25 protein-coding genes are annotated in these 25,396 nt (G+C 64.2%); 6 read left to right on the forward strand and 19 right to left on the reverse strand.

Annotated features, from left to right (window positions below):
- Positions 1 to 36: 36 nt before the first annotated feature.
- Both GGD61_RS17845 and GGD61_RS17850 read right to left on the reverse strand, forming a co-directional pair.
- Positions 37 to 513, reverse strand: coding sequence for a hypothetical protein (locus tag GGD61_RS17845; RefSeq protein ID WP_092256241.1), 477 nt, complete (start codon positions 511 to 513; stop codon positions 37 to 39).
- A gap of 458 nt (positions 514 to 971) precedes the next feature.
- Positions 972 to 1,883, reverse strand: coding sequence for a LysR family transcriptional regulator (locus tag GGD61_RS17850; RefSeq protein WP_018315942.1), 912 nt, complete (start codon positions 1,881 to 1,883; stop codon positions 972 to 974).
- A 130-nt stretch (positions 1,884 to 2,013) separates the two neighbouring features.
- Between GGD61_RS17850 and GGD61_RS17855 the strand changes: the two genes are divergently transcribed.
- A complete protein-coding gene (locus tag GGD61_RS17855) occupies positions 2,014 to 2,952 on the forward strand; it encodes a ring-cleaving dioxygenase (protein WP_092256242.1) in 939 nt (312 codons plus the stop codon).
- Positions 2,949 to 3,575 (forward strand): alpha/beta hydrolase, encoded by a 627-nt coding sequence (locus GGD61_RS17860; RefSeq protein ID WP_092256245.1) that lies wholly within the window; start codon positions 2,949 to 2,951, stop codon positions 3,573 to 3,575. Before GGD61_RS17855 ends, GGD61_RS17860 begins: the two co-directional genes overlap by 4 nt.
- A 202-nt stretch (positions 3,576 to 3,777) precedes the next feature.
- Here GGD61_RS17860 and GGD61_RS17865 read toward each other — a convergent pair whose 3' ends face one another.
- Positions 3,778 to 4,713 (reverse strand): LysR family transcriptional regulator, encoded by a 936-nt coding sequence (locus tag GGD61_RS17865; protein ID WP_092256247.1) that lies wholly within the window; start codon positions 4,711 to 4,713, stop codon positions 3,778 to 3,780.
- A gap of 97 nt (positions 4,714 to 4,810) precedes the next feature.
- On the opposite strand from GGD61_RS17865, the gene GGD61_RS17870 reads away from it, so the two are divergent.
- The 3 genes from GGD61_RS17870 to GGD61_RS17880 all read left to right on the forward strand — a co-directional run bounded on the left by GGD61_RS17870 (position 4,811) and on the right by GGD61_RS17880 (position 6,464).
- Positions 4,811 to 5,686: an aldo/keto reductase family oxidoreductase gene (locus GGD61_RS17870; RefSeq protein ID WP_092256250.1), complete on the forward strand. Its 876-nt coding sequence runs from the start codon at positions 4,811 to 4,813 to the stop codon at positions 5,684 to 5,686.
- A gap of 348 nt (positions 5,687 to 6,034) precedes the next feature.
- On the forward strand, positions 6,035 to 6,193 hold the full coding sequence (locus tag GGD61_RS17875) for a hypothetical protein (RefSeq protein ID WP_183230953.1): 159 nt from the start codon (positions 6,035 to 6,037) through the stop codon (positions 6,191 to 6,193).
- A gap of 118 nt (positions 6,194 to 6,311) precedes the next feature.
- Positions 6,312 to 6,464, forward strand: coding sequence for a hypothetical protein (locus GGD61_RS17880; RefSeq protein WP_018315939.1), 153 nt, complete (start codon positions 6,312 to 6,314; stop codon positions 6,462 to 6,464).
- Between the two features lie 148 nt (positions 6,465 to 6,612).
- Here the strand turns inward: GGD61_RS17880 and GGD61_RS17885 are convergent, their stop codons facing one another.
- From GGD61_RS17885 to GGD61_RS17925, 9 genes are all read right to left on the reverse strand, one after another.
- Positions 6,613 to 7,818: a calcium-binding protein gene (locus GGD61_RS17885; RefSeq protein WP_092256252.1), complete on the reverse strand. Its 1,206-nt coding sequence runs from the start codon at positions 7,816 to 7,818 to the stop codon at positions 6,613 to 6,615.
- Between the two features lie 240 nt (positions 7,819 to 8,058).
- On the reverse strand, positions 8,059 to 9,342 hold the full coding sequence (locus GGD61_RS17890) for a hypothetical protein (protein ID WP_312012685.1): 1,284 nt from the start codon (positions 9,340 to 9,342) through the stop codon (positions 8,059 to 8,061).
- A 105-nt stretch (positions 9,343 to 9,447) separates the two neighbouring features.
- Positions 9,448 to 9,636, reverse strand: a complete 189-nt coding sequence (locus tag GGD61_RS17895; RefSeq protein WP_143109048.1) for a hypothetical protein — start codon at positions 9,634 to 9,636, stop codon at positions 9,448 to 9,450.
- Between the two features lie 198 nt (positions 9,637 to 9,834).
- Positions 9,835 to 11,331 carry an ABC transporter substrate-binding protein gene (locus GGD61_RS17900; protein ID WP_092256258.1) on the reverse strand — a complete coding sequence of 499 codons (1,497 nt, stop codon included), beginning with the start codon at positions 11,329 to 11,331 and terminating at the stop codon, positions 9,835 to 9,837.
- Positions 11,332 to 11,387: 56 nt separating this feature from the next.
- Positions 11,388 to 12,392, reverse strand: a complete 1,005-nt coding sequence (locus GGD61_RS17905; RefSeq protein WP_092256261.1) for an ABC transporter ATP-binding protein — start codon at positions 12,390 to 12,392, stop codon at positions 11,388 to 11,390.
- On the reverse strand, positions 12,389 to 13,402 hold the full coding sequence (locus GGD61_RS17910) for an ABC transporter ATP-binding protein (protein ID WP_177237099.1): 1,014 nt from the start codon (positions 13,400 to 13,402) through the stop codon (positions 12,389 to 12,391). Before GGD61_RS17910 ends, GGD61_RS17905 begins: the two co-directional genes overlap by 4 nt.
- A 2-nt stretch (positions 13,403 to 13,404) precedes the next feature.
- Positions 13,405 to 14,298, reverse strand: a complete 894-nt coding sequence (locus tag GGD61_RS17915) for an ABC transporter permease (RefSeq protein ID WP_092256267.1) — start codon at positions 14,296 to 14,298, stop codon at positions 13,405 to 13,407.
- Positions 14,295 to 15,245, reverse strand: a complete 951-nt coding sequence (locus tag GGD61_RS17920; RefSeq protein WP_092256270.1) for an ABC transporter permease — start codon at positions 15,243 to 15,245, stop codon at positions 14,295 to 14,297. Before GGD61_RS17920 ends, GGD61_RS17915 begins: the two co-directional genes overlap by 4 nt.
- An 84-nt stretch (positions 15,246 to 15,329) precedes the next feature.
- Positions 15,330 to 16,751, reverse strand: a complete 1,422-nt coding sequence (locus GGD61_RS17925) for an amidase (RefSeq protein WP_092256876.1) — start codon at positions 16,749 to 16,751, stop codon at positions 15,330 to 15,332.
- Positions 16,752 to 16,877: 126 nt separating this feature from the next.
- Here GGD61_RS17925 and GGD61_RS17930 point away from each other — a divergent pair, with 126 nt between their 5' ends.
- Positions 16,878 to 17,765, forward strand: coding sequence for a LysR family transcriptional regulator (locus tag GGD61_RS17930; RefSeq protein WP_092256273.1), 888 nt, complete (start codon positions 16,878 to 16,880; stop codon positions 17,763 to 17,765).
- Here GGD61_RS17930 and GGD61_RS17935 read toward each other — a convergent pair.
- From GGD61_RS17935 to GGD61_RS17965, 7 genes are all read right to left on the reverse strand, one after another.
- Positions 17,721 to 18,707, reverse strand: a complete 987-nt coding sequence (locus GGD61_RS17935) for a carbohydrate kinase (protein ID WP_183230954.1) — start codon at positions 18,705 to 18,707, stop codon at positions 17,721 to 17,723. The two genes, GGD61_RS17930 and GGD61_RS17935, sit on opposite strands and share 45 nt — an antisense overlap.
- 5 nt (positions 18,708 to 18,712) lie before the next feature.
- Positions 18,713 to 20,359, reverse strand: a complete 1,647-nt coding sequence (locus tag GGD61_RS17940) for an FGGY-family carbohydrate kinase (RefSeq protein ID WP_092256276.1) — start codon at positions 20,357 to 20,359, stop codon at positions 18,713 to 18,715.
- A 40-nt stretch (positions 20,360 to 20,399) separates the two neighbouring features.
- The gene (locus GGD61_RS17945; protein WP_018315926.1) at positions 20,400 to 21,173 is read right to left on the reverse strand and encodes an SDR family NAD(P)-dependent oxidoreductase; all 774 of its coding nucleotides are present in this window, start codon (positions 21,171 to 21,173) and stop codon (positions 20,400 to 20,402) included.
- 20 nt (positions 21,174 to 21,193) lie between these two features.
- Positions 21,194 to 22,201: an ABC transporter ATP-binding protein gene (locus tag GGD61_RS17950; RefSeq protein WP_018315925.1), complete on the reverse strand. Its 1,008-nt coding sequence runs from the start codon at positions 22,199 to 22,201 to the stop codon at positions 21,194 to 21,196.
- Between the two features lie 15 nt (positions 22,202 to 22,216).
- Positions 22,217 to 23,047 (reverse strand): carbohydrate ABC transporter permease, encoded by an 831-nt coding sequence (locus GGD61_RS17955; RefSeq protein WP_092256278.1) that lies wholly within the window; start codon positions 23,045 to 23,047, stop codon positions 22,217 to 22,219.
- A gap of 3 nt (positions 23,048 to 23,050) precedes the next feature.
- Positions 23,051 to 23,923 carry a carbohydrate ABC transporter permease gene (locus GGD61_RS17960; RefSeq protein WP_092256883.1) on the reverse strand — a complete coding sequence of 291 codons (873 nt, stop codon included), beginning with the start codon at positions 23,921 to 23,923 and terminating at the stop codon, positions 23,051 to 23,053.
- Between the two features lie 85 nt (positions 23,924 to 24,008).
- Complete coding sequence (locus tag GGD61_RS17965; protein ID WP_092256886.1) at positions 24,009 to 25,322, reverse strand: sugar ABC transporter substrate-binding protein; 1,314 nt, start codon at positions 25,320 to 25,322, stop codon at positions 24,009 to 24,011.
- Positions 25,323 to 25,396: the final 74 nt, after the last annotated feature.

The raw sequence follows: 25,396 nt of genomic DNA on the forward strand, positions 1-25,396 counted from the left end.
GCCCAACTTCCTTTGCGGCCTGTGACCATTGCGCTGTCACGAACCGGACGTTTTAACGACGAGCTTTATGTTCAGCAGGTTGACGCCTTTGAACGGGTTCGGCGCGCTTTCGATCGTTCCCGTACCCGTGGCGTTCGCATAGGCACCTGTGCCCGACAAGATTGTGTATTCGCCCGTTGATTTGCCGTCCTTGGCCGAACCGGTGTAGCGCGCGGTAATCGAGCCTTCCTCGAACGTGTACGTGCTGTAGCCGAAGAAGGGGCCCGATCCTTTGAGCAAGTCCGAAGTATTGACGAACTCTTTCACTCCGATACGGCCATCGGTGAAGACAGCGACCCCAAAGAATTTCCCAGACACAACCGTCTGTCCTTCGACGTTTGCGGCCTCTATGACCTTGAGGTCGATCGGCTTCGTGATCAGCTTGAACTCGAGCACCCGCTCACCGGCCACGGCTGTTGACGCCGCGACGGCCAATGCCACGCCAGAAAGGAAAAAGGCGAGAGACTTCCGCATAGCTTCCTCCTGCGCTTGTTGAAATCAAGTCGAGAAGTGTGAGCTACTCATCGTGCCCGGCTCTTCGCGGGGGCACGGAAGAGAGCCCTCGGAACGCCCTGACAGCGGCTGAACTCTCTCTGTCCTGAGGCGCGAAGTCGGGACGCAAATATGAGTCCGAGGCACGGGAAGAAAGTTCAACTTTCCGGTCTGGTATAATCGTATCCAGCCACTGCGCGACTCTCAGCAAAGGCACAATCATCATGGCCATTGCTGGTCGCCGGACTTCATCCAATCGTTCGCGGGAGAGCAATTCCGAGGAATCACTGTCAGCAACGTTGACAATAGGAGCACCCTTGCCGCTCACCCTTTCAAAGGCAAATGCCCTGAGTGTCCGCCGTGTAGCTCGCCTTCTTGACTCATCGCGATAGATCGCTGCGAGCCGTTGCCGGGCAGAGTCATGGCTTCCCGACCCAGCCTCAGCCCGCCTGCGCGCCGGCTTCTTCATCGCGCCCAAACCGCTCGACGAGAAAGTCGATGAACAGCCGCACCTTCACCGACAAATGCCGCGTCGGCGGATAGACCGCATAGAGCGCGAGCGGCGGCGCGAAATAGTCTTGCAGGACGGCGCGCAGCTTGCCTGTCCGCAACGCGTCAGCGGCGATGAACTCCGGCAGCAGCGCCAGCCCCCTGCCCTTGATCGCGACGTCGCGCAGCACCTCGGCATTGTTGACGCAGAGCGACCAGGCCGGCTGGATCCAGTGATCGCCATCCGCGCCGGTAAGCTTCCACTGATTGCCGGTGAGCAGGAAGCCGTATGTCAGCGAGGCGTGCTCGCGCAGATCCTGCGGGTGCTTTGGCGTGCCGTGACGTGCGAGATAATCCGGCGAAGCGCAGATCATGCGCGCCACCGGCGTGATTTTCCGCGCGATCAAGCTCGAAGATTCCAGTTCCGCGATCCGCAAGGTCACGTCAAAACCGTCCTGGACGGGATCGAGCAGATCGTCGCTGAGCACGATCTGGAGCTGAAGCTCGCCATAGCGCGCCATGAAATCGGCCAGCACCGGCCCGAGCCGCATCGTGCCGAACGACATCGGCGCGTTGACGCGGAGTAGGCCGCGCGGCGCCGACTGGGCCTGCGTCACCGCCTGGTCGGCGGCCTCGATCTCCGAGAGGATGACGAGTGCGCGCTCGAAATAGCGCTGGCCGTTCTCGGTCGGGCTGGCATGCCGCGTGGTCCGGTTCAGGAGCTGCACGCCGAGGCTCTCCTCTAAGTCGGCGACATATTTGCTGATCGCCGAACGCGACAGCCGCAACTGCCGGCCCGCTTCGGCAAAACTGCCGCTTTCGACCACTTTCACGAAGGCCCGGAGGCTGGCGACCTTATCCAAGGGCCGGCCCCGGTGATTGTTTCCAAATCATAGACATAGCCGTCATATTTGCATGGATTGTCTCCAATCCAAAGCGGAACGATATTTCCGGCCAGAGCAAGACGCTCCCCGAACACTCTGGAGGACGACAATGTCTGGACTGCACCATGTCACCGCGATTGCCGGCGACCCCATCAGGAATTTCCGCTTCTACACGCGGGATCTCGGCCTGCGCTTCGTCAAGAAGACGGTCAATTTCGATGATCCCGGCACCTATCACTTCTATTATGGCGACGAGACCGGCCGCCCCGGCACCATCCTGACCTTCTTTCCGTGGGCGGGCGTTCCGGCCGGGCGCCGCGGCGTCGGCGAGACCCATCAGACTGCCTTCCGCGTGCCGCAGCGCTCGCTCGGCTACTGGACCCAGCGTTTCACCGAGAAGGGCATCGCGTATGAGGCGCTCGAAAAGCGCTTCGGCGAATCCGTGCTGCCGTTCACCGATCCCGATGGCATGGCGCTCGCGCTGGTCGGCGTGCCGGGTGCGGAGAACGAGCCCGGCTGGAGCAATGGCGACGTGCCGGCCGAGCACGCGATCCGCGGTTTCCATGGCGTGACCTTGCTGCTCGACAGCGCGGCGAAGACGGCAGCCGTCCTCACCGACGTGTTCGGCTTCAAGGAGACCGGCCGTGAAGGCTCGGTGATCCGCTTCAAGGCGCCCGGCGATGTCGAGGGCAGCGTCGTCGACATCTACGAGGCCAAGGGCTTCCTGCGCGGGCATCAGGGCGGCGGCTCGGTGCATCACATCGCCTTCCGCGCGGCTGACGATGCCGAGCAGGGCAAGATGGCGCAAAGGCTCGTGAGCAATCACGGCCTGCATCCGACCGAGCAGAGGGATCGCAACTACTTCCGCTCGATCTACTTCCGCGAACCCGGCGGCGTGCTGTTCGAGATTGCGACCGACATCCCCGGCTTCGCCGTCGACGAACCTGTCGCGACGCTGGGGAAAGACCTCAAGCTGCCTGCTTTCCTCGAAGCACAGCGCAAGCAGATCGAGGGCGTACTGCCGAATCTGGAAGAGACCGTGTCATGACCGAGACTGAATTCATCCATCGCTTCGAGCCCGCGGCCAGCGCGGGCTCCCCTCCGCTGCTGCTGCTGCACGGCACCGGCGGCGACGAGAACGACCTGCTCGGGCTCGGCAAGATGATCTCGCCGGGGTCAGCCCTGCTCTCGCCGCGTGGCCGCGTGCTCGAGCACGGCATGCCGCGCTTCTTCCGCCGCCTCGCCGAAGGCGTGTTCGACGAGGACGACGTCCGCCGCCGCGCGAACGAGCTCGGCGACTTCGTCAACGCGGCTCGGCAGCGCTACGGCATCGCCGCGCCGGTCGCGGTCGGCTTCTCCAACGGCGCCAACATCGCAGCCGCGCTGTTGCTGCTAAAGCCGGAGGTGCTGGCCGGCGCGATCCTGCTGCGCGCGATGGTGCCGCTGTCGGATCCGCCCACGGCCGATCTTGCCGGCAAGCCGGTCCTGCTGCTGTCCGGGCAGGCTGATCCGATCGTGCCGGCCGGCAATTCGGCCAAGCTTGCGGCCCTGCTTTCGCAAGCAGGCGCAAGCGTGACCCATAGGGTCCTGCCGGCGGGCCATCAATTGTCGCAAGCCGACGTGACACTCGCCCGCGACTGGATAGGCAACGTCCACGCCAGGGCAGCATGACCTAACTAGCGGCGCATCGTTTCCAAACGGTGCGCCGCCGCCTTCACTCGAACCGCCCGTCGTGGGTCGCACCCATACGGCCTTGATCGCGCCGAAGGGATGCTCGACTGTCTCACGTCGCGTCCGCATGGCGTCTGGAGTGGAATCGAGCAGTCTCTCAACTCTCAAGAAGCGAGCGTCTCGCTACTAGCAAACGCATTGCCTATGCGGTGGGCGTCGCGCCGAGCGCTGAGTGCGATGGTACACCCCTTACGAAGTCTATGAATGCGCGCAACGGCGCCGGCACGAGACGTCTGCCAGGATAGTAGAGAAAGGGACCCGAAAAGCTTTGCCACCAGGGTTCGAGGACCGGCTCGAGCTGACCACTGGCGAGATGGGGACGAAGCCAGTCCTCGAAGAGGGTGACAATGCCGGTACCGGCGATGGCGGCGGCAACGGCGAGATCTGTCGCCGCCCCGACGCTGACCAGCAGCGGCCCTTTGGGTTCAACGCGAACCATTTCGCCCTCCCGTTCAAACTCCCACGGAGCCACCATCGCGCCGGACGAAAGACGACTGCCAAGGCAAGCGTGGTTGACAAGCTCGCGAGGATGATTGGGCCGGCCGTAGCGATCCAGGTAGTTTGGAGAGGCAGCGGTTGCAAAGCGCTGAACGCGAGGACCGATTGGAATCGCCATCATGTCCTGTTCCAGACGCTCGTCGTATCGGATGCCAGCGTCACAACCAGCGGCCAGAACGTCGATAAAGTTATTGTCCGCAATCACTTCAAGCCGGATGTCAGGATAAGCGGCGAGAAAGGGCGGCGCGATGGTGGGCAGCACGAGGCGTGCCGCACTGACCGGTACGTTCAGACGCAGCGTACCTGCTGGCCTGTTGCGGGAGCCGTTGACAACATCGACGGCAGCTTCCACCTCGGCGAATGCTGGCCCGAGCCGCTCGAGGAGACGTTGACCTACCTCAGTGGGCACCACGGTTCGCGTCGTCCGGTTCAACAATCTGACGCCGAGTTGCGCTTCCAGCCTGGTTACCGCCTCGCTGAGTCCTGACGCACTGGCTCCGCTCGACCGAGCTCCGTCCCGAAAGCCTCCGGCCCGCGCGACGGTCACAAAAGCGTTCAGTTCACCCAGATCGACTTTCACTGTTCGCTTCTCCGAACAACCCGTTCGGATTGTACCCGGTTATCGAGCGCGCGGGCAACGTCTACCTACCGACCATTGGTTCTTATGGAGATGACCTATGCCCAACACCGGCCTAACTGCCAGCTTTGACCTCGGAGACCGCCGCGTGAAGCGGCTTGGCTACGGTGCCATGCAGCTTGCTGGCCCGCACGTGTTCGGTCCGCCCAGGGATCGCACCGCCGCATTGGCTGTGCTGCGAGCGGCCATCGCGTCCGGCGTGAACCATATCGACACAGCCGACTTCTACGGCCCACATGTCACAAACCAGTTGATCCGTGAGGCGCTGCACCCCTACCCCAGGGATCTCGTCATCGACACCAAAATCGGGGCTCGGCGTGGCGCGGACGCCTCATGGAATCCGGCCTTCTCGCGCGAAGAGCTCACCCAGGCGGTCCACGACAATCTGAAAAATCTCGGGGTCGACGCACTCGATGTCGTCAACTTCCGCGTCATGATCGACCGGCATGGCCCCGCCGAAGGCTCGATCGAAGCGCCGCTGAACGTCTTGGCCGATCTCCAACGTCAGGGCCTGATAAGGCATATTGGGCTGAGCAACGTGACCGCGACGCAGGTCGCGGAAGGACGCAAGATTTGCAAGATCGTCTGCGTTCAGAACCAATACAATCTGGCCCACAGGTCTGACGACTCCTTGATCGACGACCTTGCCCGGGACGGCACTGCCTACGTGCCGTTCTTCCCGCTCGGCGGGTTCACCCCCCTGCAATCGTCCACTCTAACCGATGTCGCCGCTCGCCTCGGCGCAACGCCCATGCAGGTCGCGCTTGCTTGGCTCCTTCGTCGCTCACCTAACATCCTGCTTATCCCCGGCACTTCGTCCGTCGCGCATCTGCGCGAGAATCTCGCCGCGGCCGAACTCGATTTGCCGGATGATGCGATCGATGAGCTGAATGGCCTTGCCGGGAGCCCCGGTTGAGGCGGTTTCCGGGCGCAGCATGGTGACAGTGCTGCCTCGTGCCAAATTGGGGCCGACAGTATGAAAATGGAAACGCTCAAGGACATCGGACGTCGCCATGCCCTCAAGACCCTGGCCGGCGCCGAGGTTGGGGTATGGCGCTGCGGCGGTTGGCGCAGCCGCTGCGGCCGGTGCTTACGGTTACTACAACTCCGGCTGCGACTATGACAGCTACGGACAGTATATTTGTCCGGGGCAGTATACTTACCGGTATTTGATCAGCCAAAGTTTAGGTCGGCGGTTCGAAGCCGCCGTACTCATGCCTCGGCCAGAGCGCCGCTTCGTCAGCGGCCATCGTGAGTTTGTAAGATGGCCAAGATGCCCACCCGTGGCGGCGTCTACAATCTGAGACTGGGACCTGAGTTGCAGCTTTTGCAGCAGCCGCTTCCGCTGTTCGCCAACTTGATCAGCTCTTCCGCCCATCTGAACCGCAATGGTGCGATGAACTCGGGGAGCAACAGCCGATAATGCTCCTTCCGTCACCGCGAGACTGTTCACTTTTGGCCACAGCCGCCATCGCTGATGCAATTCGCTTATGCGCAGCAAGCGCGGGACGAACCGATCATAATTCGATAGAAACGGTCATATGACCGACCAAACTGCTGACGTCCAGGCTGCTATGCAGTATTTGACCTGGGCACTGGAAAAGATCGAAACGGTGGGCAACCAGAAAGCAGCCCACCACGCCCGTATAGCCTTAGAGGCGCTGCGCAAGGGTTCAGCTGATAAGACTGAATAATCAGCTTCGGCCTGGCACAGCAAGCCCGCTTCGGGTCAGAAGCGGTCGTCCAAGCGCCGAAGTGGTAGCGCTGCTAGGCGGCCAAGATGCAACCCGAGTCTCGCCCCGCCGCAGGCGGGGCGAGATCGTTGCTTCCAGAGCAACTCGCTCAGATGAGGAAGTCGGTCTGGTGCAGGCTCGCCGCGTGGACGCCGTCGAGCGTGATGCTGTCGCTCGCCGATAGATGAATCACGGCGTCGCCGGCGGCATTGTCGCTGATCAGGCTCGACAGCGCCGTCCAGTCCGCAAACCCGTAATCGTGCACATTGATCAGGTCGTGCTCGGTCACCGTGCTGCCGACCGCCTTGTTGCCCTGATCGAAATCGGTGATCAGGTCATTGCCGGAGCCGGTGTTGAAGACGAAGGTGTCGCTGTTTCCGCCGCCGGAAAGCTGGTCATCGCCGGTGCCGCCGTTGAGAATATCCCTGCCGCCGGTGATCGAGCCCGGCGTCGCGGGGGCATAGTTCGCGGCATCACCATAGAGGTGATCGTTGGTTGCTCCGCCGGTGAGAATATCGTTACCGCCTTGGGCATTGCCGGACATGGTCCGCGCATCGCCGAAGAGCTCCGGGTTCGTATAATGGAGGCTGTCGACGCCATCGAACTCGATTGTGAGAATATCATCTCCCCCTTGGGCATTGTCGGTCAGCGAGGTCGCCGAATCTCCGTAGCCGAATCCAGCGGTCCAGACGACGTCGGTGCCGAAGGTGAAGGTGATGTTGTCGTTGCCACCATGCGCATCGCCGCCGATGGAGCCGATGGAATCGCCGCTAGCTGTCGCAAAGCCCTGCATGGTGTTCACAGTGATGTCGAGCGTGTCATTGCCGCCCTGCGCCGTGCCGCTCATGGAACCGCCGGCATCGCCGGCGTACACATGGTCGTAGCTTCGCCAGCCCACCGCGCTCGTGATGGTGTCACTGCCGCCGTGCGAATTGCCCGACATGTCGCCGGCGACATCACCGAAAACATGCACGTCGGTGTAAAGCGAATCGGCCCCGACACTGATCGTGTCGTTGCCGCCCCTGGCGTCGTCGGTCATTGCCCGGGCGTCGCCGACCACGAGGAAGGCATTCCAGCCGTAGCTCCCGGTAACGGTCAGGGTGTCGTTGCCGCCGCGGGAGTGGCCATGCAACGTCGTGTCGTCCTCGCCGAAGATCGTGACGTCAACTTCCGGCTGGGTGACGGTGACCGTCACGGTGTCGTTGCCGCCCCAGGCATCCGTGGTGGTCGGAAAATTCGGATCGCCGTAGAGGGTTTCGATCTGACCAAACTGGTCGAGCAGGACGTCGATGGTGTCGTTCGGCAGATATTGCATGGCGTAACTCCCATTTCATTGTCGGAAGCGGGGCTCACGTCGCTGGAATTTTTGCGCGACGTGCTGTGACCACGCTTCACGGAGACGAATTTAGTTCTGGTCGATGGCGGAGGTTTGCTGGAATTCGGGACAGAGTTTGATGGCGACGGGTTCGCTGCGCCGTGCGGCGAAACTCGTCATTGCGCAGCCGCGATGGCGCTCCGCGTCGCGGGGCGACACCGCCGCTCTTGCTCTGCGCCTTCAGATGATGAAGTCGGTTGGATGCAGGTTCGCCGTGTGAACCCCGTCCAGCGTGATTGAATCATTGGCGGAAAGATGGATCACGGCATCGCCGGCGGAGTTGTCGCTGATCAGTTTCGACAGCGCCGTCCAGTCTGCAAAGCCGTAGTCCTGCACGTCGATCAGATCCTGTTCCACCGCGGTGCTGCCGACGGCCTTGTTGCCCTGACCGAAGTCGACGATCGTGTCGTTGCCCGAGCCGGTGTTGAAGACGAACAAGTCGCTGTTTCCCCCGCCCCACATCCGGTCGTCGCCAGCCCCGCCGTTCAGCGTGTCGACGCCGCCGGTGATCGAGCCTGGTGTCGCCGGTTCGTAGATTCGCGCGTCGCCATACATGAAATCGCGGCCCGCGCCGCCATTGAGGACGTCGTTGCCGCCATGGGAATTGCCCACCATGGTCGGCGCATCGCCGTACATCTGCGCGCCGGCTTCCGCATACTGGCCGTCGAGCTTGACGGTGAGCACATCGTCGCCGCCTTGGGCGAAGTCCATCAGGGTTTCAGCCGAATCCCCGAACAAGGCTCCGCTCGAGATGGGGCTGCCACCGTTCAAGGTGACGGTCAGGTTGTCGTTGCCGCCCTGCGCGAGCCCCCTCAGGGAACCGATGGCGTCTCCGCTGACAGTCGCCCCGCCGTCCGTCGTGAGCACGGCGACATCGAGTGTGTCGTTGCCGCCGTGCGAAGTGTCCATCATTGAACCGCCGGCATCGCCGGCGAACAGGTTGGCGCCGCCGCGCCACGCGATTGAGCCGGTGATGTCGTCATGGCCGCCCTGCGCATTGCCCGACATGTCGCCGGCGACATCCCCGAACGCCGAGATCGTCGTGTAGATGGTGCGGCCGGCATCCGCGACGATGGTGTCGTTGCCGCCCTTGGAATCATCGATCATCGATTGGGTATCGCCGACCACGAGGGCGGTGTCCCAGCCGCCGTCGATGTCGGCGATCAACGTGTCGTTTCCGCCCTGGGAATGACCAAGGAGCATCGTGTGGTCGTCACCGAAGATCGTGAGTTTTGCATTGAGCGCGGCGACACTGGCCGTCACGGTGTCGTTGCCGCCCACGACGTCGGTGGATGCCGGAAAGCCGGGGTCTCCATACACGGTCGCGATTTGGCCAAATTGGTCAAGCGTGACGTCGTAGGTGTCGTTCGGCAGATGCTGCATGGCGTAACTCCCATTTTCATTGTCGGAAGCGGACCTGACGCCTGCAGAGCTTTCTTTTTTGCAAGACGCGTTGTTGACCACGCTTCACCGGGAGCGAATCTACCTTTGGTAGATGGCAGAGATTTGCAGGAATTCGGGAGAGAGTTTGATCGCGCGCATGGAACCGCGGCGGCGGCGTGCGGATCGTCACCTCAGATTGCGCATCCGTGAAGGTTTGATGACCTGCCGGCAAAAGCAGCCGAGCGAACGCCGGCGAATCTGCTTGCGACTCCACCAGGCGGCATCGGCATCTTCACGGCGTGCCTTGCCCGACAGCGGCCCGAACCACGAGACCGCGATGATGGAATATTGCCGGTGTTTTGCCCGACGGGTCAATGTTCCGGCGTATCGACCATTGAACGACGCAACGCACAAGCCATTGCGACGCAACGTGCAAGCCATTGAAATGACTATGCCCGCCTACTGTGCATGGGGTTGTTTTTTAGTTTTTTGTTTGGACGCGTCAAACGAATGGCCTCTCCCCGATGGGGAGAGGCCAAGATTGACGCGATACGCTCGACTTGATGGAGCGCCCTACTCCCAGGACCATGTCGAGAAATCGTTCTCGTATTGCGGGACGTCCTTCCAGACGCCCTTCAGCTTCTTGGCTGTAATGGTGATCAGCTGCGGCTGATAGAGGTAGGCGGAGACGGCGTCGGTGGCCAGCATGCGCTGGGCGTCGCCGAGCAGTTTTGCGCGGGCGGCCTCCTCCGGCGTCGACACGATCTGCTTGTAGAGTGCGTTGAACTTCTCGTTGTTGTAGCCGAGGTAGTAATCCGGCTCGGTGATCTTCACGAGATCGAACGGTTCGACATGGCTGACGATGGTGAGGTCGAAATTGTGCGGACCGTTGCCGGCGAACACCTGCGACAGCCATTGCGCCCATTCGACGTTCTCTATCTTGGCGACGATGCCGACCTTGGCGAGCTGGGCTGCGGCGATCTCGCCGCCCTGCCGCGCATAGGACGGCGGCGGCAGCTTGAGCGACAATTCGAGCGGCGTGGTGACGCCGGCTTCACTGAGCAGCTTCTTGGCCTTCTCGGGGTCGTAGGGATTGATGCCGGTGGTGTCGACATAGCCGAGCGCCCCCGGCACATAGAAGCTACCGATCGGCGTGCCGAAGCCGTCGACGGCGCCGTCGATCATGGCCTTGCGGTCGATCGCGGCGAGGATGGCGCGGCGGACGCGGACGTCGTCCAGCGGCTTCTTGCGATGGTTGATCGCGACGATGGTCTTGGCCCTGGAGCCGCCGACCAGCACCGTGAAACGCGGATCGGCTTTGAACTGGGCCAGGGCGCGCGCCGCGGCGACGCGCGGGAACGCATCGACGTCGCCCGACAGCAGCGCCGCCACCTGCGCGGCCGGATCGGAGATGAAGCGGATCGTCACCTTCGAAAGCTTGATCGCCGAGGCGTTGCGATAATCGGCCCACTTATTCAGCGTGATCGAGGAGCCTTTGGCCCAGGCGCCGAGCTGATAGGGCCCGGTGCCGACCGGCTGCGTCACGTTGGTCGGCGCGCTCTTCGGCTCGACGATCGAGCCGCCCGCCTGGCCGAGCAAGAACGGCAGGTTCGGCTCGGAATATTTCACCGTGATCACGACCGTGTCGGCATCGGGCGCCTCGACCTTCTCGAAGGCCTGGTACAGGCTCTTGTCCTTGTTGGTGCTGGTCGGCGCGGCGTTGCGCTCGAACGAGAACTTCACCGCGGCGGAATCGAATGCCTCGCCGTTATGGAATTTGACGCCCTTGCGCAGCTTGAACGTATAGGTCTTCAGGTCCGGCGAAGCGGTCCAGCTCTCCGCCAGCAAGGGCGAAACGGAGCCGTCCTCGTTGATCTTGGTCAGGGTCTCGTAGATGTTGTAGAGCGTGACCTCGGCGATCGCGGCGGCGGCGGCGTTGGTCGGATCGAGCCCCGGCGGCTCCAGCGCCATGGCCATGACGACGCTGTCCTTCTTGCTCTGCGCCAGCACCGGCAGAGGCGCCGCGACCAGCGCGGCGGCAAATGCGACGATGGATAGTTTCCTGAACATCTCGTAACTCCCCGGCCTGCTGTCTTCGTGAGCCTACGCCAATCCTGCTCCGGACACTAACCTTCCATGGCCGCCTGCGGCAACGCCATCACGGCCTCGGCCTTGTGGCAGGCGGCAAGGTGCCCCTCGCCCACCTTGCGTAACGCAGGCAGGGCCTCGCGGCAATGCTGGTCGGCGAGCGGACAGCGCGCGACATAGGGGCATCCGGCCGCCGCCGTCGATTGCGAGGCGATCGCCTGGCCACCGCGCCGCCGCCGACCGCCGCCGGCGCGGGCCCGCGGCACCGCCTCCAGCAGCGCCCGCGTATAGGGATGGGCGCAATGCTCGAACAGGTCGTCGGGCCGGCCCTGCTCGACGATCCGGCCGAGATACATCACCGCGACCTCGTCGCAGAGATAGTCGACGACAGCGAGGTCATGGCTGATCAGGATGTAGCTCAGCCCGAACTGCTCCTGCAGATCCTGCATCAGGTTCAGCACCTGCGCCTGCACGGAGACGTCGAGCGCGGAGACCGGCTCGTCGGCGACAATCAGCTTCGGCTGGGTGATCAGCGCGCGCGCAATGGCGATGCGCTGGCGCTGGCCGCCGGAGAATTCGTGCGGATATTTCTCCATGTCGGCATCGCGCAAGCCGACCTGGCGCAGCACTGCGGCGACGCGCGCACGAAAAGTGGTGCGGTCGGCCTCTTCCAGCACAGTGAGCGGCTCGGCGACGATGCGGGCTATGGTCTGGCGCGGATCGAGCGAGCCGTAAGGATCCTGGAACACCATCTGAAAATCGCGCCGCGCGCGGCGCAGCTCATCGGGCGGGATACGGTTGAGATCGCGGCCGAGTAGCGCGACCTGCCCCGAGGTCGGCCGCTCCAGCGCCATCACCAGCCGCGCGAAGGTCGACTTGCCCGAGCCGGACTCGCCGACGACGCCGAGGCTCTTGCCGGGTGCAACCTGCACGCTGACGCCATTGAGCGCGCGCACCTGGCCCGGCGGGCGAAACAGGCTCTCCCGCGGCAGGGCGTAGCGCTGCTCGAGATCCTTCACGTCGAGAAGGGGCGCAGCGATCATGCGGACAGCGCTCCGACGTTTTCAGCCATGGAGACATCCGTCCTGATGCAACGCACGACGTGCCGGGGTCCGACGTCGACCATCGGCGGAAGCGCGGCGCGGCATTGATCGATCACGAGCGGACATCGGTCGGAGAACGTGCACCCCGCCGCCAGATCCGCAAGCTCCGGTACGGTGCCCGAAATCGTCTTCAGCCGCGTCCCCTTGCGCGCGCCGAGCTTCGGCCGGGCGCGGAACAGGCCCTGCGTATAGGGATGCCCCATGCGGCGGAACACCTCGTCGGTCGGCCCGCTCTCGACGACGGTGCCGCCATACATCACCATCATGCGCTGCACGTTCTCGGCGATGACGCCGAGATCGTGCGAGATCAGGATCATCGACATGCCGCGCTCCTCGACGAGATCAGCGATGAGGTCGAGGATCTGGCCCTGGATGGTGACGTCGAGCGCGGTGGTCGGCTCGTCCGCGATCAAGAGATCAGGCTCGCAGGCGAGCGCCATCGCGATGGTGATGCGTTGGCGCTGGCCGCCGGAAAACTGGTGCGGATAGGCGTCGACCCGCCGCGCCGGATCGGGCAGTCCGACGCGATCGAGCAAGGCGATGGCTTCTTTGCGCGCCTGCGCCGCCGAATGCTTCTTGTGACGTCGCAGCGGCTCGGCGACCTGATGCCCGATCGTATGCATTGGATTGAGCGCGGTCATCGGCTCCTGGAAGATCATGCTGATGCGGTTGCCGCGCAGGCGGCAGTAATCGGCATCCGATAAGCCCGCGAGCTCGTTGCCGTCGAGCTTGATGCTGCCGGTGACGCGTGCGCTATCAGGCAGCAGGCCCATCAGCGACATCGCGGTGACCGACTTGCCGCAGCCGGACTCGCCGACCAGCCCGAGCGTCTCGCCGCGCTTCAGGGAGAAGCTGACGCCGCGCACGGCCTGTGCCGGCCCGCGGCTGGTGTTGAGGCGGACACCGAGATTGTCGACCTCGATCAGCGGCATGGTGGAGCGCTCGCCCATCGTCATCGCTCCCGTGCCAGTCGGGGATCGAGCAGGTCGCGCAATCCGTCACCGAGAAGATTGAGGCCCAGCACCGCGATCGCGATCGCAGCGCCCGGATAGACCGCGAGCATCGGCGACTGGAACAGCAGCGTCTGCGCATCGTTCAGCATCCGTCCCCAGGACGGCTGTGGCGGCTGCGTGCCGAGACCGAGATAGGACAAAGCGGCTTCAGCCAGGATGGCGAGCGCGAACTGGATGGTGACCTGCACGATCAGGATCGACAGAATATTCGGCAGTACATGCTCGATGGTGATGCGGAAGGCGCCCTTGCCTGCGGCGCGCGCGGCCAGCACGAATTCGCGCGCCCAGATCGCGTTGGCGGAGCCGCGCGTCAGCCGGGTCAGCGTCGGGATCTGGAAGATGCCGATCGCGACGATCGAGGTCACCATCCCCGGCCCCACCACCGCGGCGAGCATGATCGCGGACAGCACCGCCGGAAAGGCGAAGGTGAAGTCGGAGAAGCGCATGATGATCTCTTCGGTCCAGCCGCGCCGGGCCGAGGCGATCAGGCCGAGCGTGACCCCGAAGCTGAGACCGATGCTGACGGCGATGACGCCGACCATGATGGTGGCGCGGGCGCCGGCGAGCAGCAGCGAGACGATGTCGCGGCCGAAGGAATCGGTGCCGAGCCAGTGCGCCGCCGATGGCGGCCGCAGCTTCGAGGCGATGTCGATCTCGTAAGGAGACCATGGCGTCCACACCAGCGAAAGCAGCGCCGAGGCGAGCACCAGAAGGCTTAGCGAACCGCCGAGCACGAAGCTGCGATGGCGCAGCGCGCGGCCCCAGAAGGTCTTGGCCGGTACGCGGCGCGCCGCGACCGGCGCGTCAACCGGAGTGGTTAGGGGCGCGCTCACAGGTCGTGGACCTTGATGCGGGGATCGATGAAGGCATAGAGCACGTCGACCACGAAATTGACGATGACGACCATGGTCGCCAGCAGCATCACGCAATTGCGCACCACGATCAGGTCGCGGTTGGCGATCGACTGGAAGATCAGGCGGCCGAGGCCCGGCAGATAGAACACGTTCTCGATCACGATGGTGCCGGCGAGCAGATTGGCGAATTGCAGCCCCATCACCGTCATGACGGGGATCATGGCATTGCGCAGCACGTGGCTCCACAGCACCTCGCGCTTGCCGAGCCCCTTCGCGCGCGCCGTTCGAACAAAATCCTCGCGCAGCACTTCCAGCATGGCCGAGCGCGTGACGCGCGCAAGGATCGCAGCCTGCACCACCGCGAGCGAGATCGCCGGCAGCAGCAGCGACTTGACGCCGAGCCAGATGCCATCCTCCCAGCCGGAAAATCCCCCCGCCGAGAGCCATTGCAGCCGCACCGCGAACAGGAGCACCAAGAGGATCGCAAACCAGAAATTCGGCAGCGCGATGCCAACCTGCGTCAGCGACATCACGCCGACGTCGCCGAGCTTGTTGTGATTGGCGGCGGTATAGATGCCGGCCGAGAGTGCCAGCGTCACCGTGATCGTCATGGCCATGATCGCGAGCGGAATGGTCAGCACCAGCCGCTCAGCGATCAGGCTGGCGACCGGCGTGCCGTAGACATAGGAGTTGCCGAGATCGCCGACGAGGAGGCCCTTGATCCATTGCAAATAGCGAACCGCCAGCGGCTGGTCGAGCCCAAGCTTGACGGTGAGCGCGCGGACCGCATCCGGCGAGGCATCTGCGCCCATCAGCATCTGCGCGGCGTTGCCGGGAAGCGCGTCCAGCACCAGGAAAATGATCAGGGATGCGCCGACCAGGGTCGCCAGCAAGGTCAACAGACGTCGGAGGAGAAATACGCTCATGCGCGCTCGGCTTCGGGGCTCAGCTGCGGCACGATCAACATGTCCGGGCGGTTGAGGCAAGCCTTTTGCTGCATGCCCATCTCCTCAAGCCGGCCAGCGGGACAGAAGGTCGCTTGAAGCCTCGAACAGCGCGCTGACGCGCAGCAATTCCGCATCGGCGCGGAAGCGACCGACGAGCTGAAGCCCGATCGGCAGGCCGTCTCGGCCAAAGCCAGAGGGCAGGCTGACGGCGGGATGGCCGGTCATGTTGAATGGCATGGTCCAGGGGAACCAGTGCGGCCGGACACTGTCGAAATGCGCTCCGTCGATCTCGATGGAGCCGAACAAATCCTGCTTGATCGGCAGCGCGGTGCGCGTGAGCGTCGGCATCGCCAGGAAGTGTGCGCGCGCAAGCAGCGATTGCACGCGGCGGAACAGCGCGGTACGCGCGAACATCGCCTCCTGATAGTCGACGCCGCTGACCTCGGTCGCGAGCGCGAGCTGCTTGAGGAAGGCCTCGCTCAGCTCGTCCTTGTGGTCGGCTGCGAGTTTTGCAAAGCGCGTGCGCCAGACCGTGTGGTTGATGGCGCGCCAGATCGGCTCGATGTCGAAACCGTCACCGGAAAATTCCTCGAGCTCGGCGCCGAGCCCCGCCAGCCGGTCGAGGCTCGCCTTGAAGCTGGCTGCGACCTCGGCGGACACCGGACGGCCGGGCGGCGTCAGGCAGTACAGGATCCGCTGCCCGCGCAGATCGCCGCGCGGCGCGGCCGTGCCGATGAAATCGGGCACCCGGACGCCGATCGACCAGGGGTCGCAAGCATCCTCGCCTGCCATCGCCTGCATCATCAGCGCGGTGTCGGCGACGGTGCGGGTGGTCGGCGTGACGTAGGTCTGGTTGCCGAACGCATCGAGCGCCTGACTATGGGGGATGACTCCGTTGCTCTGCTTTAAGCCCACCACGCCGTTGCAGGCGGCGGGAATTCGCGTCGAGCCGCCGCCGTCGGTCGCGATCGCGAGCGGCGCGATGCCGCTGGCGACGGCGACGGCCGCGCCGCCGCTGGAGCCGCCGGAAGACCGGCACCGATCCCACGCATTGCGGGTGCGGCCGAACAAAGGTGAATCGGTCAGGCACTTGCTGCCGAATTCCGGCGTCGTGGTCTTGCCGATCAGGATCGCGCCTTCGGCGCGCAGCCGCGCCACCGCGACGGCATCCTCGTTCGGCACATTGTCCTTGTAGGGAACGGCGCCGAAGGTGGTCTTGACGCCCTTGGTGTTGACGATGTCCTTGACGGTGACGGGGATGCCGTGGAGCAGACCGAGCGGCTCGCCGGCCATCATTTTGCGCTCGGCGACGCGCGCCTGCGCCATCGCCTCGTCGCCGGAGAGCGTGATGAAGCAGTTCAACTCGGACTGGAGCGCCTCGGCGCGCGCGAGCACGGCACTGACGATCTCGACGGGCGAAATCCGCTTTTCGGCGATGAGGCCGCGCAGCTCGGTTGCGGACAGGAGACAGGGATCGCCGTTCATCGTCGTCACATCACGCTCCGAGGCGGGCCGCCGTTGGCCCAAAGCATTGACAGCGAGAATGGCAGTTTTGTTAACTCGCCGTCCAATACGATTTTGATGGCCAACCCATACGTTTTCGGTATGCCAATGGATCTTCGCCGCCTCCGCTATTTCGTCGCCGTCGCCGAGACACGCAGCGTCGGCAAGGCCGCCGAGCGGCTGCGGATGGCTCAGCCTCCGCTGTCCGTCCAGATCCGCAAGCTCGAGGCCGAGATCGGTGCGCCGCTGTTCCGCCGAGGCACCCGCGGCATGGACCTGACCGAGGCAGGCCAGGCGCTGCTGGCGCGTGCGAGCGAAGCTCTGGCGCTGGCCGTCGACGGCGCCGAAGCTGCGCGCGCGGTCGCCGCCGGCAAGCGCGGGCGGCTCTCGGTCGGCTACATGTTCGTACTGGCGAATGCGATGCTGCCGCGGCTCATCCCGGAGCTGCGGCGGTCCATTCCCGGCGTCGATCTCGACTTTGCCGAGCTCAGCGCATCGACGCGCGAGGCCAGGCTGCTTGACCGCAGCGTCACGGTTGCGCTGTGCATGCCGGCCATCAACCATCCTGAGATCCAGGTGGCTCGGATCGGTGCGCAGCCATTCATGCTGGCAGTGCCGATCCGCTCGCCGCTCGCGCGTCTCGGCGCCGTGCCGATGGCGCGGTTGCAGGGCCGTCCGCTGATCGCGTTGCCGCCTCCGGAGCAAGATCCCGCCTCCTCCGCGGTCGCAGCCCTGCTGCGACGACATCAGATCGTGATGCCGATCGCGAGTCGTGTGGAGACGGTGCATTCGGCGATGAGCCTGGTTCTCGCCGGCGAAGGTCTTGCGATCGTGCCGGCCTGCGCCCAGCTCGGCGCGCCACGCGGCATCGTGTTCAGGCCGCTGCGCGATGCCGCCGATTCCATCGACATCGCGGTGTGCTGGCGGAGGGATTCCCAGAGCCCGCTGATCTCAAGGTTCATAAAATGCGCCGAGAAGGCCGTTGCGCGGATGTGAGGCGGCGCTACAGCTCCAATTGATCTCATGGCTCCAGGGCGGATCGGCGCCCGGACGGGTGCAGGTCAGGCCGGCGCAATTGGCGGCAAAGGACAGGGCCAGGCGGAGCTCGACGGCGCTGATGTCCTTCAATGCTTGCCGGGCGAGCCTCCCCTGCTTGTGCAGGGCAAAGAGCAGCGCCGCCTGAAAACTGTCGCCCGCGCCGATCGTGTCGGCGACTTCGACCTTGGGCGCGGCGACCTCGATCTGCCCTGCCCCCGCGTGCCATGCGATCGCGCCGTTGTTGCCGCGGGTGATGACGACGAGGCCCGTGCCCTGCCCGAGCAGCATGCTCGCGCGTTGCGGATACGGCTCGTCGCCGAAGAGATAGGCGAAGTCGACGTCGGACATTTTGATGAGATCGGCGCGGCCAGCGAACTCGGCCATGCGCGCCAGATAAGCCGGCTTGTCCTTGACCAGATTGGGCCGGCAGTTCGGATCGAAGGAGATTGTCGATGACGCCCGCGCGTCCGCGATCAGGGCGCTGGTCTCCGCCGCGCCCTGGTCGTTGACGAGTGTGGTCGAGCCGACATGAACGGCGTCAACATGCGCGAACGGAATCGTCCCGCGCCGGTAGGTCCAGTTCCGAGTCGCGGTTCCGGCGTCGTAGAAGGCGTAATGCGACTCGCCCGCGACGATGCGGACGAAAGCGAGCGTGGTCTGGTGATCACTGCGGGTGGCGAGATTGAGGTCGACGTTGGAGGCCGCCGCATGATCTGCAATCATCCGCCCGAACAAATCGGTCGAGATGCCGCCGACGAATCCAGTGGGTGCGCCCAGCCGGGCCATGCCGATGGCGACGTTGAGACAGGAGCCGCCGACCGCCGGCATCACCGCCTCGCGTCCTTGCGCATTTCCCGTCGGCACGAAATCGATCAGCGCATCGCCGCAGGCAATCAGCATGTCCTTCAACCTCTCGCGATGTCGGCCATCGCCGCGCGGCTGCCGCGATCGACGTCGCGCAGGAGCTTATAGACCTCGCGCTTGCGGGCGTGAAACGCGGCCATGTCGGGCGCAGTCGGCTCGCTCTTCCGTCCCAGCGCCGACATTTTTGCCATGGTCTCGCCGATCGAGGCATAGGCGCCGCCGGCCACCGCCCCCAGCATCGCAGCCCCCAGGAGCACCGGCTCCCTGGTCTGCGGCAGCGCGACGGTGAGGTCCGTCGTATCCGCCATGATCTGCCGCACCAACGGGCTGCGGCTCGCACCGCCCCCCATGATCATGATACTGGAGCGAACGCCATGCGCGGCAAATGCCTCGATCACCTCGGCGAGCCCATAAGCGAGTCCGCACAGGCCGGCGACGAACAGCCGCTCCATCGCGGCGATGTCGGTGTCGAGATCGAGGCCCGCGATCACCGCGCGCGTATCGGGGTCGGCGTACGGCGAGCGGTTGCCGATAAATTCGGGCAGAACATGGATGTCACGGGCGAGCAGCGCGGCACGGCTGGCGCTGCCTGCGCGCGCGATGATACGGCGCTCGAGGAAGTCGATGAGGTCGAGACCCTCGCTGCGCGCCGCCGCGCTCGCCTCGGTATGGCCGGGATGCGATTTGAGGAGATGGTCGATTGCCGCGCCCGCGGCCGACTGGCCGCCCTCGTTAAGCCAGAAATCAGGAACCATGCCGGAGTAATAAGGTCCCCACACGCCGGGCACGAAGCACGGCTCTGTCGTCGTCGCCATGATGCAGGCCGACGTTCCCATGATGTAGGCAAGCCGGTCACTGACATCGCTCGCCCCGCCCGATCCGTCGCGGCCGCCGATCGCACCGATGCCGCCGGCATGCGCATCGATCAGCGACGCGCCGACCGGTATGCCCGGCGACAAGCCGAGCTCGGCAGCGGCCGTGGCGGTGAGCCCCGCGCCGAGCCGCGTGCCGGGGGCGACGATCTCGGTGCCGATGCGGGCGTATTTCTCGTTGACGAAGTCGGACAGGCCAATGCGCTTGAAGAATTGCGCGCTCCAGCCGCCGCCGTCATGGGCGAGATAGTTCCATTTGCAGGTGACGGTGCAGGTCGAGCGCTGGAGCGATCCCGTCGCGCGCCAGGTCAGATAATCCGCGAGGTCGAAGAAGTGACCGGCGGCGTCGAAGCTCGCGCGCAGATGCCGCTTCAGCCATAATAACTTCGGCATCTCCATCTCGGGCGAGATCGAGCCGCCGACATAGCGCAGCACGGCGTCCTCAGTCTCGTTGATCAGCCGCGCCTCGGCGATGGCGCGATGATCCATCCAGACGATGACATTGCGTTGCTTGTCGCCGGATGCACTGACGGTGAGCGGCTCGCCCTGCCGGCCGAGGACAACCAGCGAACACGTCGCGTCGAAACCGATGCCACCGACACTGTCGGGCGCGATGGCGGCTTCCGCCATTGCACCCCGCACCGACGTCGCGCAGGCCTCCCAGATGTCCTGGGACGATTGCTCGACGATATCGCCGGCCTCGTGCCAGATCCGGATCGGATGCCGGGCGGAGGCCAAAAGCGTGCCGGCCTCGTCAAACACTCCGGCCCGCGTGCTGGTGGTCCCCACGTCGACGCCGATATACGCTCGCGGCATTGTCGCTCCCGGTCGCTTTCCGTCAGCTTTGACGGTGAACCTACCAGCAAGTATAGCCGCCATCCACCAGCACGATGCTGCCGGTCATCAGGCTCGCCGCTTCGGAGCTCAGGAACAACACGACCGAGGCGATCTCCTCGACCTGCCCCATCCGTGCCATCGGGGTTCCACCGATCCAGGCGTCATACATCTTGGCGTTGCTCTTCACGAAGGCGTTGAGCGGGGTCTCGATATAGGTCGGCGCCACCGCATTGACGCGGATGCCGCGCGCGCCCCATTCGGCGGCCAGCGATTTGGTCAAATGATGCACCCCCGCCTTGGAGGCATTGTAGAAGCACTGCTCCTGCGGCTTGTTGACGATGAAGCCGGACATCGAGCCGACATTGACGATGGCGCCGCTCCCGGCCTTGAGCATGTGCTTGCCGAATTCGCGGCAGCACCAGAAGGTGCCGTTGAGATTGACGTCGATGACGTTGAGCCAGTGCTCGTCGGTAACGGTCTCCGCCGGGGTTTCGCTGCGGGCGATGCCGGCATTGTTGACGAGGATGTCGACCTTGCCGTGGCGGGCGACGAGGTCGTTCGCGACCTCCGCCACGCGCTTGGTGTCGGTCACGTCCATGATCGCGGTCTCCACGTCAAAGCCCTTCGCCTTCAGGCTGGCCTTGGCGCTGTCGGCGACCTTGCTGTCGCGGTCGCCGATGATGACCCTGGCGCCGGCTTCGGCCAGCGCTTCCGCGCAGCCAAGGCCGATGCCCTGCCCGCCGCCAGTGATGAACGCGGTCTTGCCGTTCAGCTTGAATTTTTCCAGGTACATGGTGGTCTTCCCGTTTCTTGTTAGTTCCGAAGCGCGTTACCGCCGTCGTCGAAGCGATGGATGCGCGCGGGGTCCGGCACCAGCGACACGCGGTCGCCGGCATGCAGGCTCAGCTCGCCGATGTAACGTGCAGTCAGCATGCCGAGCGGACCGGCATCGACGTAAAGGAAGGTGTCGCTGCCAAGATGCTCGGCCACCGCGATGGTCCCCTGCCAGCCTCCGGTGCCATCGCGGTCAATCTTGAGGTGCTCCGGCCGGACGCCGATGGTGGCCGCACCACGTTGCAGGGCGAGCTCGCCGGTGACGAAATTCATCTTGGGCGAACCTATGAAGCCGGCAACGAAGAGATTGGCCGGCCGCTCGTAGAGCTCCAGCGGCGAGCCATATTGCTCGATCTTGCCGCCGTTGAGCACGACGATCTTGTCGGCCATGGTCATGGCTTCGACCTGGTCGTGTGTCACGTAGATCGCGGTGGTGCCGAGCTGCTTCTGCAGCCGCGTCACCTCGATGCGCATCTGCACGCGCAGCGCCGCATCGAGGTTGGAGAGCGGCTCGTCGAACAGGAAGGCCTTGGGCTCGCGCACGATGGCGCGGCCGATCGCGACGCGCTGGCGCTGGCCGCCGGAAAGCTCGCGCGGCTTGCGGTCGAGATAGGGCGTGAGGTTCAGCGTCGCGGCGGCCGCCTCGACCTTGCGGTTGATCTCGTCCTTGGCGAGGCCCGCCATCTTCAGGCCGAAGCCGATATTGCCGCGCACGCTCATATGCGGATAGAGGGCGTAGGACTGGAACACCATCGAGAGACCGCGCTTGGCCGGCGGCGTATCGACGACGTTCTTGCCGTCGATCAGGATCTTGCCGCCAGAGACGTCTTCGAGCCCTGCGATAAGCCGCAAGAGCGTGGTCTTGCCGCAGCCGGAGGGGCCCACGAACACCACGAAGGAGCCGTCGGCGATGTCGAGGTCGGCGCCCTTGATGATGTGCACCGGGCCGAAGGATTTCTGCACGCCCTGAAGTGTGATCTGACCCATGATCCGGCAGCCCCTCTACTTCACCGCGCCGAAGGTGAGCCCGCGCACGAGCTGCTTCTGGCTGAACCAACCGAGGACGAGAATGGGCGCGATCGCCAGCGTCGAGGCCGCCGACAGCTTTGCCCAGAACAGCCCTTCCGGGCTCGAATAGGAGGCGATGAACGTGGTGAGCGGCGCCGCGTTCGACGTCGACAGATTGAGCGTCCAGAACGCCTCGTTCCAGGCCAGGATCAAATTGAGCAGCATGGTCGAGGCCAGGCCCGGGATCGCCATCGGCGTCAAGACATAGACGAGCTCGCGGCCGATGGTGGCGCCGTCCATGCGGGCGGCTTCAAGGATGTCGCGCGGGATCTCCTTGAAATAGGTGAACAGCATCCAGATCACGATCGGCAGGTTTCCGAGGCACAGGATGAAGACGAGGCCGATGCGGGAATCGAGCAGGCCGAAGGACTTGAAGATCAGGTAGATCGGCACCAGCACGCCGACCGGCGGCATCATCTTGGTTGAGAGCATCCAGAGCAGGATGTCCTTGGTGCGCTTGGTCGGCGAGAACGCCATCGACCAGGCCGCGGGGATCGCGATCAGAAGCGCAATCAGCGTCGAGCCGCCTGCGATGATGACCGAGTTCATGGCGTGGTGGAAATAGTCGCTGCGCTCCTGCACGGTCGCATAGTTTTCGGTGGTCCAGTGGAAGAACAGGAAGGATGGCGGGATGGCGAAGGCCTCTAGCTCGGTCTTGAAGCTCGCCAGCACCATCCAGAGGATCGGGAAGAAGATCAGGAAGCCGAACAGCCAGGCCACCGCCGTCGATATCACCACCCGCCGCGTCGTCGCCATCCGTGCCATGCTTCAAGCCTCCAGATTGCGGCCGACGATGCGGACGAGGAAGAAGGCGACGACGTTGGCGATCACGACAGCAACGAGGCCGCCTGCGGAGGCGCTGCCAACGTCGAACTGGATCAGCGCCTGCGAATAGATCAGGAAGGCGATGTTGGTGGTCGACAGTCCCGGGCCACCCCCCGTGGTGACATAAATTTCCGCAAAGACCGTGAGCAGGAAGATCGTCTCGATCAGGATCACCACGGTGATGGGCCGCGCCAAGTGCGGCAGCGTGATGTAGATGAAGGTCGAGACGGCGCTGGCGCCGTCCATCTCGGCGGCTTCCTTCTGCTCCTCGTCGAGCGATTGCAGCGCGGTCAGCAGGATCAGCGTCGCGAAGGGCAGCCATTGCCACGTCACGATCAGGATGACGGCAAACAGCGGAACGTCGTTGAACCAGTCGATCGGCGTCAGATGGAACAGCGAGGCGAGCCAGGCGAACAGGCCGGACACCGGATGCATCAGCAAATTCTTCCAGACCAGCGCGCTCACCGTCGGCATCACGAAGAACGGCGCGATCACCATCAGCCGGACGAAATTGCGTCCGATCACCGGCTGGTCCATCAGCAGTGCCAGCGGAATCCCGAGCAGGATCGTCAGCGCCAGTACCGAGCCGACCAGCACCAGCGTGTTCTGGAGCGAGGCCAGGAAGGCGGGATCGGTGAGGAAGTAGCGGAAGTTCTCCAGCCCGATGAATGATTCCGAGCCGGGATCGAGCAGGCTGTAATGCAGCGTCGAGAAATAGATCGTCAGCGCCAGCGGGACGATCATCCAGATGAACAGCAGCCCGACGGCCGGCGTCAGGAGCGAGCGCGCAAGGGTCTGCGTCTGCCGGGTTGCCATCAACGCTTCTCCGCTGGCGGGAAGAAGGCGGCCATCCATGACGCTGGATGGCCGCTAGTCTGAGCTCAGGAGGAAGAGCTCGGGTTCACTTGATGTAGCCGGCGCGCTTCATCTCGCGCTCGGTTGCCGATTGCGCCGCGCTGAGCGCGGCATCGACGGTCATCGAACCCGCAAGCGCGGCGGAGAATTGCTGGCCAACCTGGGTGCCGATGCCCTGGAATTCGGGGATCGCAGCGTATTGCACGCCGACATAAGGCACCGGCTTCACCGTCGGCTTGTTCGGATCGGCCGCATCGATCGAGGCCAGCGTCAGTTTTGCGAAGGGTGCGACCTTCAGATATTCATCGTTCTTGTAAAGCGAGGTGCGCGTGCCCGGCGGCACGTTGGCCCAGCCCTCCTTCGATGCCACGAGCTTGGTGTAGTCCTTGCTCGTCGCCCAGGCGATGAACTTCTCGGCGGCTTCCATCTTCTTGGAGCCGGCGGGGATCGCAAGATTCCAGGCCCACAGCCAGTTGGCGTTCTTGCCGAGCCCGGTGTTGGGCGCGAGCGCGAAACCGACCTTGTCGGCGACCTTGGAATCCTTCGGATTGGTGACGAAGGACGCCGCCACCGTGGCGTCGATCCACATCGCGCATTTGCCGGCGTTGAACAGCGCCAGGTTCTCGTTGAAGCCGTTGGAACTCGCGCCGGGAGGGCCGGCTTCCTTCATCAGATTGACATAGGTCGTGAGCGTCGTCTTCCATTCCGGCGTGTTGAACTGCGGTTCCCACTTCTCATCGAACCAGCGCGCACCGTAGGAATTGGCCATGGCCGAGAGGAACGCCATGTTCTCGCCCCAGCCGGCCTTGCCGCGCAGGCAGATGCCGTAGGTGCCGGCGCTCTTGTCGGTGAGCTTCTTGGCGGCGTCGATCACGAAATCCCAGGCCGGCTTTTCCGGCATCTTCAGGCCGGCCTTCTCGAACAGATCGGTGCGATACATCACCATCGAGCTTTCGCCGTAGAACGGCGCGGCATAGAGCTTGCCGTCGACGGAAACCGCATCCTTGATCTTGGGCAGGAGGTCGGCGACGTCGTAATCGCCGCCGAGATTGGCGAGCGGCACCAGCCAGCCCTTCTTGGCCCAGATCGGCACCTCATAGGTGCCGATGGTGAGAACGTCGAACTGACCGCCCTTGGTGGCGATGTCGGTGGTGACGCGCTGGCGCAGCACGTTCTCCTCCAACGTCACCCATTTGACGGTGATATCGGGGTACTTCTTGGTGAATTCAGCCGTCAGCCCCTGCATGCGGATCATGTCGCCATTGTTGACGGTGGCGATCGTCAGGGTCGTTTCGGCCATCGCGGGGACGGCCAGCAACAGAACAGACGCGCCACAGACGGCGCCCAAGACATGTTTCACGGTGACCTCCCTCAAACTCGCGTTTTGAGCATATGCCCACGCGTTGGGCGTATGTTCAACGCAAGGAAGGAGGA

Source organism: Bradyrhizobium sp. SBR1B, from assembly GCF_014198205.1.
GTDB lineage: Bacteria > Pseudomonadota > Alphaproteobacteria > Rhizobiales > Xanthobacteraceae > Bradyrhizobium.